We start from the raw sequence: 17,612 nt of genomic DNA on the forward strand, positions 1-17,612 counted from the left end.
ACCGGGGGACAGAACCGGCGGTTCGTGCCGGTTTGTCCGCCGAAGTGCGGACCCCCGGAACCCCGCGTCCCCCCGCACTGGGGACGTTCACAGCCTGCACCGGTCACTTCCCAGCCGATACATTCGAAGCGCACCGCGGGGGACACTCCCGCACCGCGTCGCAGGGGCGCGGGTGCACCGCCCGGAGGGAACCGGGTGGTTCTTCGTCGACCGCACCGGCCTCCCGAGGGCCGGTGTCCGTCGCGCCCACGGACGGGTCAGTCAGCACGTCGACCAGGGGAAGCCAATGGACCGGAACGCACGCAACGCGATGATCGTGGAGCACCTGCCGCTCGTCGGCTACATCGTGTCGGACGTCCGTGCGCGGGCCACCCACCTCGACCGAGACGACCTGGCTGCCGTGGGCTCGCTCGCACTCGTCGCCGCCGCCGAGGCCTTCGACCCGGAGCTCGGCGTGCCCTTCGGCGCCTACGCCCGCACCCGGATCACCGGTGCGCTCGCCGACGACATGCGCTCGTCCGACTGGGCGTCGCGCGGCACCCGGAAGCGCATCCGCGAGACCCTCGCGACGCAGGAGGCACTGTCCGCCCGGCTCGGTCGCTCGGTCGGCGTGCAGGAGATCGCCGACGCGATGGGCGTCGACCGCCAGACGGCCGCCGATGCCATGTCCGACGCCGCCCGGACGGTCGGCACGATCGACGAGACCGTGCACGACGTCATCGCGTCCGAGGACCCGCTTCCCGGTGAGGACCTGCTCGAGGCCGAGAAGCGCCGCTACCTGCGCGCCGCCGTCGCCGCCCTGCCCGAGCGCATGCGGTACGTCGTCGAGAACGTCTACTTCGGCGACCGCTCGGTCACCGAGGTCGCGGCCGAGCTCGGGATCACGCACTCCGCGGTGTCGCAGCAGCGGTCCGAGGCGATGCGGCTGCTGCGGGACGGGCTCGCCGAGCACTACGGCGACGGCACCGCGGTCGAGCCGGTGTCGCGCACGACCGCCGCGCGGCGCAGTGCGTACCTGGCGCGGGTCGCGGCGAACGCCGCCGCCGGGGTCGCCCGCGCCGTGCAGGACGCGTCGGCGCCGACGGTCGTCGCAGCCAGCTGATCTTCGGCGAGGAGATTTCCTCGCCGACACCTAACGACCTCGGCGAACCTGCCGAGAGTCACGGATGTCAGCCCATGGACGGGCAGACACCACCACCCAAGGATTCACGGAGGAAACCACCATGGGTATGTCCATCAACACCAACCTCTCGGCACTCAACACGTACCGGAACCTCAACGCGACGCAGAACGACCTGTCGAAGTCCCTCGAGAAGCTCTCGACGGGTCTCCGCATCAACCGTGCTGCCGACGACGCTGCCGGTCTGACGATCTCCGAGGGACTCAAGTCGCAGGTCGGTGGCCTCACGGTCGCCGCCCGCAACGCGCAGGACGGCATCTCCGTCGTGCAGACCGCTGAAGGTGGCCTCACCGAGACCCACTCGATCCTCCAGCGCATGCGCGACCTGGCCGTGCAGGCGGGTAACGACTCGAACAACCCGACGTCGCGTGAAGCCATCAAGACTGAGGTCGGTCAGCTCCAGCAGGAGCTCAGCCGTATCTCCGACTCGACCAACTTCAACGGCATCAAGCTGCTCGACGGCAAGGCGGGGACTGCTGGCGACGGCAAGCTCACCTTCCAGGTCGGCGCGAACGGTGACGCGAGCAGCAAGATCACGGTCGACCTGGCGGGCGCGAACATCAGCAAGCTGGCGACGACCCTGAAGGACGGGACGACGACGCAGGCCTTCGAGTTCGACGACAAGTCGTTCGACGCGACTGCTCCGACGGCCCCGACTGAGCTCAAGCTGTCGAGCGACAAGGGGTCGGCCGTCGACGTGACGGTGGACGACGCCACCGACGCCGCCGATTACGTCACGAAGCTCAACACCAAGCTTGCCGACTCGGGCTTCACCGCTACCGCCACCACGGACGCCGCTGGCAAGACCACTGGCTTCACCCTGACGGCAGCAGACGGAGGCAAGGTCACTGCTGAGGACGTCACGTTGAAGGACGTGACCAGCGGTGCGCTCAAGTTCGGCTCGAACGCCGAGGCGCAGGACTCCATCAAGGCGCTCGACGTCGCGATCGCGTCGGTTTCGTCGGCTCGTTCGGAGCTCGGTGCGGTCCAGAACCGCTTCGACCACGCCATCAACGTGACGAACGTGGCCAAGGAGAACCTGACCGCTGCTGGTTCGCGCATCACCGACGTCGACATGGCGCAGGAGATGGTCAAGTACACCCGCGACAACATCCTGAGCCAGGCCGGCACCTCGATGCTCGCGCAGGCGAACCAGAGCACGCAGGGCGTGCTCTCGCTCCTCCGCTAGCACCACCGACGCCGTCGTCCGGAGGATTTGGAGTCCTCCGGACGGCGGCGTCACCACACCCACGACCACCCCCGACGACAGGGAGCCCCGCGATGTCGACGTCGTCCGTCTCGGGCAACAGTCTCGCGATCGACGGTCTGGTCAGCGGTCTCAAGACCTCCGACCTGATCAACTCGCTGATGACCATCGAGCAGGTCCCGCAGACCCTGCTCAAGAACAAGCTCACCGACACCAACTCGTTCGTCTCCTCGTTGCAGACGATCAACTCGCTCGTGCAGACCCTCGCGACGAAGGCCGGCGACGCCGCCAAGGCCACGTCGCTCGACGTGTACGCCGCGAAGAGCTCGTCCACCGGCGTGACCGTCGCGACCGACGCCACGGCCTCCGCCGGATCCGTCAGCTTCCAGGTCGGGTCGACGGCGGCTGCGCACGTCGGCGTCACCGCCGCGATGTCGACCTGGGCGTCCGCAGCCGAGCCGCTCACGCTCGTCGGTGCCGACGGGAAGAAGACCACCGTCACACCGGCCTCGGGTTCGCTCGACGACGCGGTCAGCGCCATCAACAAGGCCGGCGCCGGTGTGACCGCGACGAAGGTCGCCGCCGGGACCGACACCGACGGCACGAAGCTCTACCGCCTGCAGCTCACCGCGACGAAGACCGGCGCAGCGGCGTCCTTCGCGCTGTACCGCGGCACCTCCGACGACGTGACGGCGGGGACCGCGACGAACGTCTTCACCCAGCCCGGCGCGGCGGTCGTCACGCAGGGCAAGGACGCCAGCGTCACACTCTGGGCGGGGACCGCCGCCGCGCAGACGGTCACGAGCGCCACGAACACGTTCGACGACCTGCTGCCGGGGCTCGACGTCACGGTCACGCAGACCACGACCGACCCGGTGACCGTCACGGTCGCGCAGGACACCACGAAGGCCCAGGCCGTCGCGTCCGGACTCGTCGACGCGCTCAACGCGATCACCTCGTACTACGCCACGAACACGGCGGTGACGAGCACCACGAGTCCGACCACCGGCACCACGTCGACGAAGGCCGGCGTGCTCACCGGAGACGGCACGACCCGCGACGCGGTGCAGCGCCTCACCACGACGATGTCGACGCCGGTCAACGGGAAGTCGCCGTCGTCCATCGGCATCGTCATCCAGAAGGACGGTACCTTCAGCTTCGACGCCGCGGTCTTCCAGAAGGCCCTGGCGGACGACCCGCAGGGCACCCAGGCCATGCTGTCCGGCGTCGCGACGAACGTCGGCGCCGCGGCGACGGCCGCGTCGGACAAGTACACGGGGTCGATCACGACCTCGATCACCGGGCAGCAGTCGGTCGCGAAGGACCTGACGACGCAGATCGACAACTGGTCGGACCGGCTCACCGCACGACGGGCGACGCTGCAGGCGCAGTACTCCGCCCTCGAGACCAGCCTCAGCAAGCTCCAGTCCCAGTCGGCGTGGCTCTCCAGCCAGCTGGCGTCGACGTCGAAGTGACGGGAACGACCATGAACGCCTTCGACCTGCAGTCCGCCGCCTTCCGTCAGGCAGCACAGCCCCGCACGGTGACCGACCAGCGCCGAGCGCAGTACACGAACGAGGCCGTGCTCTCGGCGACACCCGCACAGCTCGTCACGATGCTCTACGACCGGCTGCTGCTCGACCTGCACCGCGCCGAGGCCGCGCAGACGACGTCGGACTGGGAGGCCGCGCGCGAGCAGCTGCTGCACGCCCAGGCCATCGTCGGCGAGCTGTCGTCCACGCTCCGCATCGACGTGTGGGACGGCGGCGAGGGGCTCCTCGCGATCTACAACTACGCGTCGACGTCGTTGATCACCGCGAACGTGCACCGCGACGTGCAGGCGACGCGCGACTGCATCCGGATCCTGGAGCCGCTGCGCCAGTCGTGGCACGAGGCCGCCGCGGCCCTCCCGACGACCCAGGCGCCGCAGGTCGGCACCGGGGGAGCGCTCGGTGTCGCCTGACCCGCACCCCACCCCCGCCGCTGAGACCGCCGACGGTGCGTGGGCCGCGGTGCTCGACGCCCTCGAGCACGAGCTGACCACGATCGACGCGACCACGGACGGCACCGCAGCGATCGTCCTCGACGCGACCCCGTGGGTCGTCCCGACCACGCTCGGACCGGTGCCGCGCGCGCTGGTGGGTCGTGCCTCCCGGCTGCTGGCCGCGCAGCGCGACCGGATGTCGACGCTCGAGACCGAGCGGCGGCAGACCCTGGAGCACCTCGGCGCGCTCCGTCAGGTCGCGGCGACGGACGAGCCGCGCGGCTCCGTGTACCTGGACGCCTCCGCCTGAGGCGCGCCTGCTCGAGCGAGCACGACGACAGATGCGTCGTCGCACGACAGCGGTTCCGTCGTGTCGGTCGTGGGCCGTCGCGCACCTCCGGCCGGGACGACAGATGCGTCGTCGGACGACAGCGGCTTCGTCGCACCACAGCGGAGCACGCGACGAGTGTTCAACGAGCCCCGCCGCCGCAGCCAGCCCCCGCCCCCCGTTCGGGGCGAGCCCTAACGTCCCCAGCGCCGCCGCCGACAGCGCCTCACGAGCACGGATCGCTCACTCGTTCGGCCACGGATCGGCCACCGCCAATCGGCGACGTCGCACGACGTCGCACACCGAGGGGACGGGCCACCCGTGTTCGATTCCGTGACGAGCGTCGCGCTGCAGAGCGCGCTCGACGGGCTGTCGCTGCGACAGCGCACCATCGCGAACAACGTCGCGAACATCAACACGCCGAACTACCACGCCGAGAAGGTGCGCTTCGAGGACGCCCTCGCGCAGTCGATCGTGCACGGTGACGGGCACGCGACCGCGACCACCGCGCGCAGCCTCGAGCCGACGAACGAGATCGGCAACAACGTCAACCTCGACCAGGAGACCCTGTCGAACGTGGACACGGTCCTGCGCTACCAGTTCGCCACCCAGGCGGTCGGCGGCGAGGCGACGGCCCTCCGCGCCGCGATGCGGACGAACTCGTGACGACCTTCGACGCGATCGGCATCGCGAGCACCGGCATGACCGTGCACCGGAAGTGGCTCGACGCGATCTCGGACAACATCGCCAACGTCAACACGGTCCGCTCGATGGACGACTCCGCGTTCCAGGCCCGCTACGTCGAGGTCCAGGAGGGCGCCGGCACGTCGGGCGCCTACGTCAAGGGCGCGGCGTTCGGCAGCGCCGCCGGACGCGTGACCTACGACCCGGACAACCCGCTCGCGAACGCGGAGGGCTACGTCCGCATGCCGGACATCGACCTCGGCACGCAGATGGCGGACCTCATCATGGCCCAGCGCGGGTACCAGGCGAACGCCGCCGTGGTCGACCGTGCCAAGACCGCCTACGAGGCGGCACTGCAGATCGGGAAGAACTGATGCCCATCGACGCACTGAACGGTGTGACCACCAACGCGATGACCCGTGCGTTCGCCGGCGCCACGGACGCTGCGACCGGTGCCGGAGCGCTCGGCGGTGCCGCGGGCGCCGGCGCGGTCCAGCCGACCACCGGCGGCGACGGCTTCGCCGCGAGCCTCGGCAACGCGGTCGACGGGCTCCAGCAGCTGCAGAGCGACTCGAAGACCCTGGCGCTCAAGGCCGTCACGGGCAACCTCGACGACATCCACGACGCCACCATCGCGTCCACCCGTGCCCAGGTCACCCTCGAGCTCGTCACCGCCGTCCGCAACAAGGGCGTCGACGCGTTCAACGAGATCATGCGGATGCAGGCCTGATGCCCGCCGCGATGCAGAACACGTGGGGGCGGCTCGTCGCCTACGTGAAGGGCTTCTCCGCCGCGCAGCGCACCATCGCGCTGATCGGCGTCGCCGCACTCGTGCTCGGTGGGATCGCCCTCGCCAGCTGGCTCGGCAAGGCGTCCTACGCGCCGCTCTTCACCGGACTGGCCGCAGCCGACGCGAGCTCGATCACCGACCAGCTGACGACCGACGGTGTGCCGTACCAGCTGACCGACGGCGGCGCGACGATCCTCGTTCCGCAGGACAAGGTGTACTCGGAGCGGCTCAAGGCGGCGTCGAACAACCTGCCGTCGTCGAACGAGGGCGGCTACTCGCTCCTCGACAAGATGGGCGTGACGAGCTCGGAGTTCCAGCAGGACGTCACCTACAAGCGGGCGATCGAGGGCGAGCTGGCGAAGACGATCTCGTCGATGGACGGCGTGAAGGCCGCCACCGTGCAGCTCGCCATCCCCGAGAAGACCGTCTTCGTGTCCGAGGAGAAGGACCCGACGGCGTCGGTGTTCGTCGCGACCGAGAACGGCGCGCAGCTCACCACGGACCAGGTGCAGTCGATCGTGCACCTGACGAGCGCCGCGGTCGAGGGGATGCAGCCCACCGACGTCTCCGTCGTGGACCAGAAGGGCCAGACCCTCTCCGCGGTCGGTACCGGAGCGACCGGCAGCGGCGCCGACCAGGCCGCCGACTACGACGCGGCCACCCGGAAGAAGATCCAGGACCTGCTCGACACCACGCTCGGACCGGGCAACGCGAGCGTCGTGGTCTCGGCGACGATGAACCAGCAGTCGGGCACCCGGACGTCGGAGAGCTTCGCACAGCCGAAGGGCGGTGCAGTCGCCCTCAACGAGTCCAGCTCGACGGAGGAGTACGGCTCCGGGTCCGGTGCGGGCGCCGGTGCGACCGGCGTCCTCGGTCCGGACAACATCGCGGTGCCGAACGGGACCGCCGGCGGCACCACCACGAACGGCACGGCCGCCGGTGACGACGGCTACAAGAACGAGTCGGCGACGAAGAACAACGCCGTCGACAAGACCACCGAGACGACGCAGATCCCCGCCGGTGGTGTCGAGCGGCAGACCATCTCGGTCGCCCTGAACTCGCGCGCCGACTCGGTGCAGAACGCGAACCTGCAGAGCATCAACGACCTGGTGTCCGCCGCCGCCGGAGCCGACAACGCCCGGGGCGACCAGGTCCGCGTCGCGATGATGGACTTCGACGACTCCGCGGCGAAGGACGCCGCCAAGGCCCTCGAGGAGCAGCAGCAGGCCGAGCAGCAGCAGGCCATGTGGTCGGCCATCCGCACCGCCGGCATCGTCGTCGCCGTCCTCGCCGCCGCGATCGTGCTCGCGATCGTGCTGGCCCGCCGTGCCCGCCGTCAGTCGCGCGAGGCCGTCGACGTCGGTGAGCTCGACGCCTTCGCCGGTGAGACGTTCGAACTGCCCCTCGGTACCGACGACCTGGCGATCCCGGCCGTCGAGCCGCAGACGGTCGCGCTGCAGACGCTGCCCCACGACGACGCCCCGACCGAGGTGCTGACGACGGACGAGATCAGCGCCGAGCGTCGCCGGCAGGAGATCTCCGCGCTGGCCGAGCGCGACCCGAAGCGCACCGCCGACCTGCTCCGCGGGCTCCTCGACGACCGGTCGCCGGTGTGAGCGCGCTCGTCCCGGTCCCCGCCGGCGGGGGCACCACCGACCGCGCCCTGACCGGCGCGCAGAAGGTCGCGCTCATCCTCATGCAGATGGAGACCGAGCGCGCGGCCGAGGTGATGAAGCAGTTCACCGAGCTCGAGGCCGAGGAGATCAGCGCCGAGATCGTCCGGATGCGCCGCGTGGACGACTCCGTCGTGGACCGCACGATGAGCGAGTTCCACCGCATCACGCAGCGCGGCCGCGTGCAGAAGCGCGGCGGCAAGGACGCCGCGCTCGGGCTGCTCGAGGCGTCGTTCGGGTCCGAACGCGCCGCGGGCGTGATGGACCGGCTGGCCTCGAACCTCGCCGGGCAGTCGTTCGAGTTCCTCGACGACGCCGAACCCGGCCAGGTCGTCAGCCTGCTCGAGGGCGAGCTGCCCCAGACCATCGCCCTCGTGCTCGCGCACCTGCAGCCCGGGCAGGCGAGCGCGGTGCTCGCCGGGGTCGACGACCGTGTCCGCACCGACGTCGCCCAGGCCTTCGCGACGATGGGCACGGCGACCCCCGAGGCCGTCGGGATCGTCGCCGGCGTCCTCCGCCAGCGCGCCGGTGCCGTGGTCTCGCCGCGCGAGAGCGTCGAGGTCGTCGGCGGCATCGCGCCCCTGGTCGAGATCATCAACCGCTCGGACGTCGCCACCGAGAAGGCCGTGCTCGACGGCCTCGAGGCGCGCGACCCGGAGCTCGCGGAGGACATCCGCTCGCGGATGCTCACGTTCGAGGACATCGTCAAGCTCGAGTCGCGCGACATCCAGCAGGTGCTCCGCGGCATCGACTCGAAGCTCCTCGCGACCGCCATGAAGGGTGCGCCGACGCCGGTCGTCGAGACGATCCGCGCGAACGTGTCCGAGCGCAACCGCGAGCTGCTGGACGACGAGCTGCAGGCCATGGGCCCCGTGCGCGTCTCGCAGGTCGAGGAGGCGCGCGCCGAGGTGGTCCGCTCCGTCCGCGAGCTGGAGGCCGAGGGCACGATCACCGTCCACCGCGCCGAGGAGGACGAGCTCGTTGACTGACACCACCGTGCAGCGCGTCGCGTTCCCCGTGCTCGGGAGCGCGACGACCCGCGACCTCGCAGCGGCCGCCGACGTGCGCGGCCACGCCGCGGGCTACGCCGCGGGCCTCCGTGCCGCCCAGGCCGAGACCGCTGCGCTGCACGCCCGGCTCGAGGCCGAGCACGCAACGCGACTTGCGGCGCTCCAGGCCGAGACCGTCCGCCGTGTCCAGGTGCTCGACGCGGCCACGAACGCGATGCTCTCCCAGGTCGTGCCGGTGCTGGCCGACGCCGAGGAGTCCCTGGTCGACGCTGCGCTCGACCTGGCCGAGGCCGTCGTCGGACACGTGGTGCGTTCCGGGCGCCAGGACGACGCGACCGGCGAGGGCGACGGCCAGGAGGCACGCCCCACCACCGGTGCGGAGGCGACCGTCCGTCGGGCGCTCGCCTCGGTCGACGCCACCGTCGCGGTGGCCGTCCGGCTCAGCCCCGCCGACGCAGCCCGCGTCGCCGACCTCGCGCTGCCGGTCCCGGTCGTGCCGGACGTGGCGCTGCTCGACGGCGACGCCGTCGTGGACCTGCCGGACGGGCTGCTCGACCTCCGCATCGGCGCAGCGCTCGACCGTGCGCGCGCGGCGCTGGGCCGCTCCGCCGACCGGCCGGAGGCGTCCCGGTGACCGCGACCCTCCTCCGTCCCCGTGGGCTCGACGAGGCGATCGCCCTCGCCGCGCCGCAGCGCGTGGGCCTCGTCACGAGCGCGGTGGGCCTCGGGCTGACCGTCGCCGGGGTCGAGGCCCGGATCGGCGACGTCCTGACCGTCGGCACCGAGGGCAGTCCGCAGACCCCCGTCGAGGTCGTCGCCACCGATCCCACGGGTGTGCGCTGCATGCCGCTCGGACGCCTCGTCGCGGTGACCGCGGGCACCCCCGTCCGCCCGACCGGTCGTCCCGTGCTGGTGCCGACCGGTGCAGGGCTGTTCGGCCGGGTGCTCGACGGGCTCGGGCGGCCGATCGACGACCGTGGTCCGCTCGACACCGACGGCTGGGTGCCGCTCGACCACGCGACGCCGAACGCCATGGCGCGAACGCGGATCGACGCGCCGATGCAGCTCGGCGTCCGCGTGCTCGACACCCTGACGACCGTGGGTCGTGGACAGCGCATGGGCCTGTTCGCCGGCTCCGGCGTCGGCAAGTCCTCGCTGCTGTCGATGATCGCGCGCGGGAGCGACGCAGCCGTCAACGTCATCGCCCTGGTGGGGGAGCGCGGCCGCGAAGTTCGGGAGTTCCTCGAGGACGACCTCGGGCCCGAGGGCCTCGCCCGCTCGATCGTCGTGGTCTCGACGTCCGACGAGCCGGCCCTGATGCGCCTGCGCGCGGCGTTCGTCGCCACCCGGATCGCGGAGTCGTTCCGCGACGCCGGGCAGGACGTCGTGCTCATGATGGACTCGCTCACCCGCGTCGCGATGGCGCAGCGCGAGATCGGACTGTCCGTGGGCGAACCGCCCGCGACCCGGGGCTACCCGCCGTCGACCTTCTCGGTGCTCGCCGGGCTCCTCGAGCGCGCGGGCACCGACCGGGTCGGCAGCATCACCGGGCTCTACACCGTGCTCGTGGACGGCGACGACCACAACGAGCCGATCGCGGACAGCGCCAGGAGCATCCTCGACGGGCACGTCGTGCTCGACCGGAAGCTCGCCGTGACCGGGCACTTCCCCTCCGTCGACGCGCTCGGCTCGGTGTCCCGCGTCGCCTCGAAGGTCACCGAGCCGTGGCAGCGTGCTGCGGCCACCGCGCTCCGGAAGGTGATGGCGGCCCGCCGGAACGCGCAGGACCTGCTCGACGTCGGCGCCTACCAGCCCGGCACGAACCCGCTCGTCGACGCAGCGGTCACCCACCAGGACGCGATCGACGCGTTCCTCCGACAGGGGATGGACGACCGCGCCGACGCCGGGACGTCCTGGCGAGCCCTCGACGCCCTCGTCGCCCGACTGGGGGTGTCCGCCTGATGGCCCGACGCTTCCCCCTCGCCGGCCTGCTGCGTCTGCGGCACGCCGAGCAGGACCGCGCCGCCGCCGCCCTGGCCGCCGCGAACGACCGTGTCCGCGACGCCGCCGACGCCCGCATCGCCGCGCGGCGGAACCTGGCGGACCGCGAGCAGGAGCAGCTCGTCACGGACGCCGCGACGCTGAGCGCGCTCGCGGCCGCGCGGGCCTCGACCCGCGGGATGCTCGAGGAGCTCGACGCCGTCGCACGCACCCGTCGTGCCGATGCCGATGCCGCCCGGACCGCGTACTCCGCCGCCCGCCGTGCCGCGCTCGGCCTCGAGAAGCTCGAGGGCCACCACGACCACGAGCAGGCCGCCGCCGACCTGCGCGCCGAGCAGGACGCCCTCGACGAGATCGCGGCACGACGCCGCACGGAAGGTGGTGTCCGATGAGCGTCGACGCCGTGCTCTCCCGGATCGCCGAGATCCGCACCCAGATCGACGCCCTGCGCGGCGGTACCACCGCCTCCGCGGGCGGCTCCGCCTCGAACGAGGCCACGACCCGCGCGTTCGCCGACGCCCTGGCGACCGCGACCGGGACGTCGACGAGCGCCGGCGCCGCCGGCACCGCTGCTGCCGACGGGGCGTCCCGCACGCCGGCCACCTCGGTCGACGCGGGCCGCGGCACCCTGGCGACCGGCAGCGGCGCCACGGGGTCCGACGTGGTCGAGGACGCGAAGAAGTACCTCGGCGTGCCCTACGTGTTCGGCGGGACGACCCGGTCCGGCATGGACTGCTCCGGGCTCGTGCAGACGGTGTTCAAGGACCTCGGGGTGACCATGCCGCGCGTGGTGCCCGACCAGGCGGACATGGGGGTGCCCGTCGGGTCGCTCAAGGACGCGAAGCCGGGCGACCTCATCATCCCGAAGGGCGAGCAGCACATCGTGATCTACGTCGGTGACGGCAAGGTGCTGCACGCACCCCGACCCGGCAAGGACGTCCGGATCGTGGACAACTGGTACAAGGACTCCGACATCGCGACGATCCGCCGCATCGTGCCGAGCGAGGCCGCGGCTCCTGCGGCGACCCGCTCGGTCTCCGCAGCGGGTGCGGCGCAGTCGGTCACCGACCTGCAGACCGCGGCACTCCTGTCGGCGATGCGGGGGAGTGCTGCATGAGCACCGTGAGCACGACGACCCTCTCCCCGGCCCCCGCCGCACCGGGGAGCGCTGCGACCGCCGGGTCGACGACCTCGGCGCTGCCGTTCGGCGCCGCCCTCGCCGCGGTGCTCGCGCCGGCCGCGTCGAGCACGTCGGGCGGCGCGTCGGTGGGGCCCGCGGGCGTCACCGGTGCGCCGTCCGGGACGGCCGCCGCGACCAGCGCTCCGGGCTCGACCGCCGCGGCCTTGACCGCCGCGGCCTCGACCGCCGCGGCCTCGACCGCCGCGGCTTCGACCGCCGCAGTCACGACCACCGCGGACACGACGACCGCTGCCCCCGCCACCGATCCGTCGCTGCTCGGCATCGTGCCGGTGCCCACCGCCCTCGTCGCGGTCCCGTCGGCCAGCGCCGCCGCCGTGCCGGACGATGCGGTGTCGCCCCAGGTCGGGACCGCGGGGACGGACGGTGCCGAGCCCTCGGCCGGCAATGCACGACCGACCGGAGCGTCCGACCCGCTCGGAGCCACGGAGACGCGCGGGACCGCCGGTCCTGCCGGCACCGCGGACCGCGCAGCGTCGGCCGGGATCGCTACGCCGGCACCGGTTGCCGGCTCCGGACCCGCCGTTGCGCGGTCCACCGGACCGCAGGTCGGCGCCGTGCCGTCCACGACCGCTCGACCTGCAGGAACGTCCGGCGCTCCCCGGCCCGGTGCGGTACAGCCCACCGTGGTCCGTCCCGCTGCGGCGCCGCTCGAGGGTGACGTGTCCGACGTGTCCGCGGTCACGACGCCCGTCCTCGCGACCACGCGGTCGACGACCGGTGCACCCGGTGCGCCCTCGACGACCGCCACCTCGACGGCGACCGGCTCGACCGCCGCGGCCCCGTCGGTCCTCGGACCCGTCGCGGTGGACGGGGCGTCGAGCTCCGCCGCGCCCGGAGCCGCGACAGCCGTTGTTGTGACCGCGTCCGCGAGCACGACGACTGGAACCAGCGCGGCGGGGACCACCACGACCGGGACCACCGCGACCGGGGCCACCGCGACCGGGGCCACCACGACCCTGACCACCACGACGCCGAGCAGTCCGCTCTCGACGACGGACGCCGCGGCCGCGGCCGCCGGCCCCACGGCAGCGACCAGCGGGTCGTCCGCGCCCCCGACCGCTCGCCCTGCCGACACCGGCACGGCGAGCACGGTGAGCACGGCGACCACCGCCGCCCCGATCGTGCAGACCGGACCGGCCACCGGGTCCCGGAGCGACCACGGGTCGGACCGGCGGACGGGCGGCCAGGGTGATCCGAGCCTCCAGGCCATGACCGCCCCGCGCAGTGGCGAGACGCCCTTCGCGGTCCCCGCACCCGCGACGACCGGGCTCCCCACCGCGCCGGGCGCGGCGACGGCGAACGCCCCGGCGCCCCTCGCACAGCAGCTCGCGCGCCCGGTGTTCACGCTCGCGCAGGCCGGTCCCGGCGACCACGTCGTCACGGTGCAGGTCACGCCCGACGCGCTCGGTCCCGTCACGGTCCGCGCGCACGTGACCGCGCACGGGATGCACGTCGAGCTCTTCGCCGCGTCGGACGCCGGCCGCGACGCGGTCCGGCAGGTGCTGCCCGACCTCCGCCGTGACGCTGCCGGCAGCGGGACCACCACGACCCTCGACCTGTCCTCCCAGAACCACCCGGGCGCGCAGCCCGGTCGCGACGACCGGCCGGCACCGACGGTGCTGCGCCCGGGAGTCGGCCTGGAGGCCCGCCCCACCCCGACCGCGCCGGTCACCACCCGGCCCACCACCGTCCGATCCGTCGGACTCGACGTCCTCGCCTGACGCGGACACGAGAAGGAGACCACACCATGCCCCTCGACGGCATCACCGGCTCGGTGGACGCTGCCACGCAGGCAGCGGCGATCGCCCAGACCGCCGGTGCGAAGAAGTCCCAGACGATGGACTCGGAGGTGTTCATGAAGCTGCTCGTCACGCAGCTCCGGAACCAGGACCCGTCCTCGCCGATGGACACCAACCAGATGATCAGCCAGCAGACGCAGCTCGCGACGATGGAGCAGATCACCAACCAGACCAGGACGGCGAACGAGAACTTCTCGCTGCAGATGCGGATCGCCGCCGCGAACCTCGTCGGGAAGCAGGTCAGCTACACCGACGCGAGCACCGGGACCGCGGTCTCGGGCACCGCCACCGCCGTGTCGTACGCGAACAGCGTGCCGACCGTGACCGTGAACGGGAAGGAGGTCGACCTCGACGTGATCTCCGGTATCAAGGCCGCCTGACCCGCGGCCGCGCTCCTCGTCCCCCTCCTGTTCGTCCTCCCTCCACGAGTCTTCCCTCCACGAGTCTTCCTTCCACGAAAGGTCGCACCATGCTCCGCTCCCTCTACTCCGGCATCTCCGGTCTCCGTTCGCACCAGCAGATGCTCGACGTCACCGGCAACAACATCGCCAACGTCAACACCGTCGGCTTCAAGTCGTCGACCACCGTCTTCCAGGACACCCTGTCGCAGATGACCCAGGGTGCCGGAGGACCGCAGACCGGCCTCGGCGGCACCAACCCCGCGCAGATCGGCCTCGGCGTGCAGGTCGCCGGCGTCTCCACCAACTTCGCCCAGGGCTCCGCACAGGCCACCGGCAAGGCCACCGACCTGATGATCTCCGGCGACGGGTTCTTCGTCACCCGCCTCGGCAACGACACCGTCTACTCCCGCGCCGGCGCGTTCGACTTCGACGCCGACGGCCGCCTCGTCACCGCCGACGGCAAGATCGTGCAGGGCTACTCGGCCACGAACGGTGTCGTCAACGAGGGTGGCGGCCTGACCGACATCCGGCTGCCCATCGACGCCGCAGCACCCGCGGTGCGGACCACGACGGCCGGGGTCACGGGCAACCTGCCGTCCGAGACCGCCGTCGACGCCCAGAAGGTCCGCGAGGCCACCGTCTACGGCCCGGACGGCGAGAAGCGCTCCCTCACGCTGACCTACACGAAGACCTCGGCGACGCAGTGGAGCGTCCAGGGCCGCATCGACGGCGGGACGCCCGGCCCGGCGACGACGCTGACGTTCAACACCGACGGGTCGCTCGCCAGCGGTGGCCCCGTCACCGTCGGCGGGATCACCGTCGACGTCTCGAAGACGACCGGCTACGCGTCGCTCGACACCGCGTCGATCTCGGAGCAGAACGGCAGCGCGGCCGGCTCCCTGCAGGGGTACTCGATCTCGAAGGACGGCACCGTCGTCGGGTCGTTCTCCAACGGGTCCTCGCTGGCGATCGGCCGCATCGCCCTCGCCACCTTCGCGAACCCGGCCGGCCTCGAGAAGACCGGCGCATCCGGGTACCGCGCGACCGCGAACTCCGGCCAGGCCACCGTCGGCGCTCCCGGCGACCCGGGTGTGGGTCAGCTCGCCTCGGGCACCCTCGAGATGTCGAACGTGGACCTGTCGCAGGAGTTCACGAACCTGATCGTGGCGCAGCGCGGCTTCCAGGCGAACGCGCGGATCATCACGACCTCGGACGAGGTGCTGCAGGAGCTGACGAACCTGAAGCGGTAGGGGAGCGGGGCGGTCGGTCGCGGCCGCTCCGTCCCTGCTCCTGCTCGGTGTGGCGCCGCCCCTCGGGCCGTGGCGAACCACGGCTCGAGGGGCGGTCCCGCAGGCGCTAGCGGGTCCCGGCGCCGGGCGTGTCCCAGTACGACGGCTGTTCGTACTGCTCCGACCACCCGCGACGCATCCGCGTCGCCGCACGGTCGAACGCGTCGACGAGGTCCGTGTCCGTGGTGAGCAGCGCCTGCAGGCGGAGCCCGTCGTACAGCGCCAGCAACTGCTGCGCGCCCCGGACCGGGTCCATGGTCGCCGGCTCCCGTCCGTCGCGGACGTCCGCTGCGAGTCCGTCACGGATCGACTGCCGGAACCGCCGGTAGGTGGATCGGTGGTAGTCGGCACCCTCCACCGTCGGGTCAGCGGCGGACGCGAGACTCGCCGCGAGGAGTTCCATCAGTGCCGGCTGCTCCGCATGTGCAGCGAGCAGGGCGTGCAGGAACGGGACGGTGCCCTTCTCCGCCATCAACGGCACGAGCGGCGCCGCGATCGTCTGCGTCCACCGTTCGACGGTCGCGGCCAGCAGCGCCCGCTCCGTCGGGAACGCCGCACGGACCTCGTCGGCGTCCATCCCCGCACGCTCGGCGACGACGTCGAGGGTGAACCGGGAGATGCCGCCGTCGTGGAGCGCGGCGATCGCCCCGCCGATCGCGCGTGTGCGTGGTACTTCGTCCGCTTCGGCCGTCCGGCTCGTCAACGGTGCCAGCGGGTGCTTCCGGAACCACTCCAACAGCCCTCGCGCCCGGGTCAGGCCGAACATGGGGTCTGCTGGCTGGCTGGGGCCGAACAGGTCACTGAAGCCCGGGACCTCCTGCATCAGCGGATCGAGCGGCTGGAACGCCATCGACCAGTCCGGGAACGACCGCTGGGCGACGGGCTCGTCCGCCAGGACCCGCACGTTCGTGTGCCGAGGGTCACGGCGGACCTGTTCGAAGCGGACAGCAACGCTCTCGTCGTCGCCCTCGATGATCCCGAGGCAGTTGTCACCCTTGTGCGCCAGGATGCCCGTCACCCCGAGGGCCGTGTTCTTCTCCCGCCCGACCGCGAGGATCTGCGCGAGCTCGGTGTCCGTGATCGGACGGGTCTGTGTGCTGGTGTACACGATCGAACGCATCAGTGCTGGTCTCCCTGCCGTAGTGGAACACGGTGCGCTCTCGAGTGAACTGCTCTGTCTACTGCTCCGCAACCCCCCGACCGGCCGCGGACAGTGCTCATCCCGTGGAACCCCCGTGCAGGAGTCGCGGACCGGCCGGAGACGGGCGGGACACGGGAAGTGGTGCCTGGCTGCAACCCGAATGCAGCCAGACACGACACCGTCCGGATCACGAGTCCGGTACGGGGATCATCGAACCAGGCCGTGAGCAGGCTCTCGAGACCCACAACGCGGGGAGAACGACCGTCCCCGGAGCGCATCCCTCGTCGACCGATCGCCTCGCAGGTGCTCCGGCGTTCACCGATCGCGGAGGATCCCGAGGAACTCGTCGGCCATGCCGAGGTGCTGTTCGAGCTTCGCGCGCCGCTGCTCGGTGTCGCGGATGTACTCGTCGAGCTGCCCACGGAGACGCGCCTGCCCGGGTCCGTCACCGGCGACCTCGAGGGCGTCGACGACGGCGAGCAGTTCGGCCATCTGTTCGAGGGAGAAGCCGAGGGGCTTCATGCGGCGGATGATGAGCAGCCGGGCGAGGTCGGTGTCGGTGTAGAGCCGGAAGCCGCCCTCGGTCCGGCCGGACGGGTGCAGGAGACCGACCTCGTCGTAGTGGCGGATCGTCCGGTTCGACAGGCCCGTGCGGTCGGCGAGCTCGCCGATGTGCATCGTCGTCGGTGCGGCTCGCTCCGTCATCGGCTTCTCCTTCGTGGTCCTGCTGGGCTCTGGCGAGCGTAGCGCCGTCGTGTCCCCGGCTCCTGTACCAGGTATCGACAACCCTTCCGTGGCGGTAGGGTTCAGGAGTCCCCAGTGAAAGCGAGCGTGGCATCACGTCCTCCCCGAGCACATCTGACATCACCCTGCCCACCCCGGGTGCCGTCCCACCGGCGGATCCGACAGCGACGCCGCCCGGCC

General features: G+C 72.0%; 20 protein-coding genes. 17 read left to right on the plus strand and 3 right to left on the minus strand.

The window, feature by feature from the left end; genetic code table 11:
• The first annotated feature begins 286 nt into the window (after nt 1-286).
• The 14 genes from NI26_RS07360 to NI26_RS07425 all read left to right on the plus strand — a co-directional run bounded on the left by NI26_RS07360 (nt 287) and on the right by NI26_RS07425 (nt 11,974).
• Entirely contained in the window at nt 287-1,102 is an 816-nt protein-coding gene (locus tag NI26_RS07360; protein ID WP_066654100.1) for a sigma-70 family RNA polymerase sigma factor, read from the plus strand.
• 121 nt (nt 1,103-1,223) lie between these two features.
• Nucleotides 1,224-2,369, plus strand: coding sequence for a flagellin N-terminal helical domain-containing protein (locus NI26_RS07365; protein WP_066654102.1), 1,146 nt, complete (start codon nt 1,224-1,226; stop codon nt 2,367-2,369).
• Nucleotides 2,370-2,461: 92 nt separating this feature from the next.
• Nucleotides 2,462-3,862 carry a flagellar filament capping protein FliD gene (gene fliD / locus NI26_RS07370; protein WP_066654104.1) on the plus strand — a complete coding sequence of 467 codons (1,401 nt, stop codon included), beginning with the start codon at nt 2,462-2,464 and terminating at the stop codon, nt 3,860-3,862.
• Between the two features lie 11 nt (nt 3,863-3,873).
• Nucleotides 3,874-4,350 (plus strand): flagellar export chaperone FliS, encoded by a 477-nt coding sequence (gene fliS / locus NI26_RS07375; protein ID WP_235426581.1) that lies wholly within the window; start codon nt 3,874-3,876, stop codon nt 4,348-4,350.
• Nucleotides 4,340-4,681 (plus strand): hypothetical protein, encoded by a 342-nt coding sequence (locus tag NI26_RS07380; RefSeq protein ID WP_066654105.1) that lies wholly within the window; start codon nt 4,340-4,342, stop codon nt 4,679-4,681. The genes fliS and NI26_RS07380 overlap by 11 nt, the downstream gene beginning before the upstream one ends.
• A 339-nt stretch (nt 4,682-5,020) precedes the next feature.
• Nucleotides 5,021-5,365, plus strand: a complete 345-nt coding sequence (locus tag NI26_RS07385; protein ID WP_066654107.1) for a flagellar basal body rod protein FlgB — start codon at nt 5,021-5,023, stop codon at nt 5,363-5,365.
• Nucleotides 5,362-5,757 (plus strand): flagellar basal body rod protein FlgC, encoded by a 396-nt coding sequence (locus tag NI26_RS07390; RefSeq protein WP_224442989.1) that lies wholly within the window; start codon nt 5,362-5,364, stop codon nt 5,755-5,757. Before NI26_RS07385 ends, NI26_RS07390 begins: the two co-directional genes overlap by 4 nt.
• On the plus strand, nt 5,757-6,113 hold the full coding sequence (gene fliE / locus NI26_RS07395) for a flagellar hook-basal body complex protein FliE (protein ID WP_144411290.1): 357 nt from the start codon (nt 5,757-5,759) through the stop codon (nt 6,111-6,113). The genes NI26_RS07390 and fliE overlap by 1 nt, the downstream gene beginning before the upstream one ends.
• Nucleotides 6,113-7,789 (plus strand): flagellar basal-body MS-ring/collar protein FliF, encoded by a 1,677-nt coding sequence (gene fliF, locus NI26_RS07400; RefSeq protein ID WP_066654109.1) that lies wholly within the window; start codon nt 6,113-6,115, stop codon nt 7,787-7,789. The genes fliE and fliF overlap by 1 nt, the downstream gene beginning before the upstream one ends.
• Nucleotides 7,786-8,835 (plus strand): flagellar motor switch protein FliG, encoded by a 1,050-nt coding sequence (fliG, locus tag NI26_RS07405; RefSeq protein WP_081984829.1) that lies wholly within the window; start codon nt 7,786-7,788, stop codon nt 8,833-8,835. Before fliF ends, fliG begins: the two co-directional genes overlap by 4 nt.
• Nucleotides 8,828-9,490 carry a FliH/SctL family protein gene (locus tag NI26_RS07410; RefSeq protein WP_144411291.1) on the plus strand — a complete coding sequence of 221 codons (663 nt, stop codon included), beginning with the start codon at nt 8,828-8,830 and terminating at the stop codon, nt 9,488-9,490. Before fliG ends, NI26_RS07410 begins: the two co-directional genes overlap by 8 nt.
• Nucleotides 9,487-10,818, plus strand: a complete 1,332-nt coding sequence (locus NI26_RS07415) for a FliI/YscN family ATPase (RefSeq protein WP_066654112.1) — start codon at nt 9,487-9,489, stop codon at nt 10,816-10,818. The genes NI26_RS07410 and NI26_RS07415 overlap by 4 nt, the downstream gene beginning before the upstream one ends.
• A complete protein-coding gene (locus NI26_RS07420) occupies nt 10,818-11,249 on the plus strand; it encodes a hypothetical protein (protein WP_066654114.1) in 432 nt (143 codons plus the stop codon). Before NI26_RS07415 ends, NI26_RS07420 begins: the two co-directional genes overlap by 1 nt.
• On the plus strand, nt 11,246-11,974 hold the full coding sequence (locus tag NI26_RS07425) for a C40 family peptidase (RefSeq protein WP_066654116.1): 729 nt from the start codon (nt 11,246-11,248) through the stop codon (nt 11,972-11,974). The genes NI26_RS07420 and NI26_RS07425 overlap by 4 nt, the downstream gene beginning before the upstream one ends.
• On the opposite strand, the gene NI26_RS16500 is transcribed toward NI26_RS07425, so the two are convergent.
• Nucleotides 11,919-13,268, minus strand: a complete 1,350-nt coding sequence (locus tag NI26_RS16500; protein ID WP_144411292.1) for a hypothetical protein — start codon at nt 13,266-13,268, stop codon at nt 11,919-11,921. The two genes, NI26_RS07425 and NI26_RS16500, sit on opposite strands and share 56 nt — an antisense overlap.
• Between NI26_RS16500 and NI26_RS16505 the strand changes: the two genes are divergently transcribed.
• From NI26_RS16505 to NI26_RS07440, 3 genes are all read left to right on the plus strand, one after another.
• The gene (locus NI26_RS16505) at nt 13,267-13,779 is read left to right on the plus strand and encodes a flagellar hook-length control protein FliK (RefSeq protein ID WP_144411293.1); all 513 of its coding nucleotides are present in this window, start codon (nt 13,267-13,269) and stop codon (nt 13,777-13,779) included. The genes NI26_RS16500 and NI26_RS16505 overlap by 2 nt on opposite strands.
• A 26-nt stretch (nt 13,780-13,805) precedes the next feature.
• Nucleotides 13,806-14,237, plus strand: coding sequence for a flagellar hook assembly protein FlgD (locus NI26_RS07435; RefSeq protein ID WP_066654120.1), 432 nt, complete (start codon nt 13,806-13,808; stop codon nt 14,235-14,237).
• An 89-nt stretch (nt 14,238-14,326) separates the two neighbouring features.
• Nucleotides 14,327-15,508 (plus strand): flagellar hook protein FlgE, encoded by a 1,182-nt coding sequence (locus NI26_RS07440; protein WP_066654122.1) that lies wholly within the window; start codon nt 14,327-14,329, stop codon nt 15,506-15,508.
• Nucleotides 15,509-15,614: 106 nt separating this feature from the next.
• On the opposite strand, the gene NI26_RS07445 is transcribed toward NI26_RS07440, so the two are convergent.
• Nucleotides 15,615-16,667, minus strand: a complete 1,053-nt coding sequence (locus NI26_RS07445; RefSeq protein ID WP_066654124.1) for a BLUF domain-containing protein — start codon at nt 16,665-16,667, stop codon at nt 15,615-15,617.
• A 336-nt stretch (nt 16,668-17,003) separates the two neighbouring features.
• The gene (locus NI26_RS07450) at nt 17,004-17,393 is read right to left on the minus strand and encodes a MerR family transcriptional regulator (RefSeq protein WP_066654129.1); all 390 of its coding nucleotides are present in this window, start codon (nt 17,391-17,393) and stop codon (nt 17,004-17,006) included.
• Nucleotides 17,394-17,612 lie beyond the last annotated feature (219 nt).

The sequence above is a fragment of the Curtobacterium sp. MR_MD2014 genome (assembly GCF_000772085.1).
Lineage (GTDB): Bacteria > Actinomycetota > Actinomycetes > Actinomycetales > Microbacteriaceae > Curtobacterium.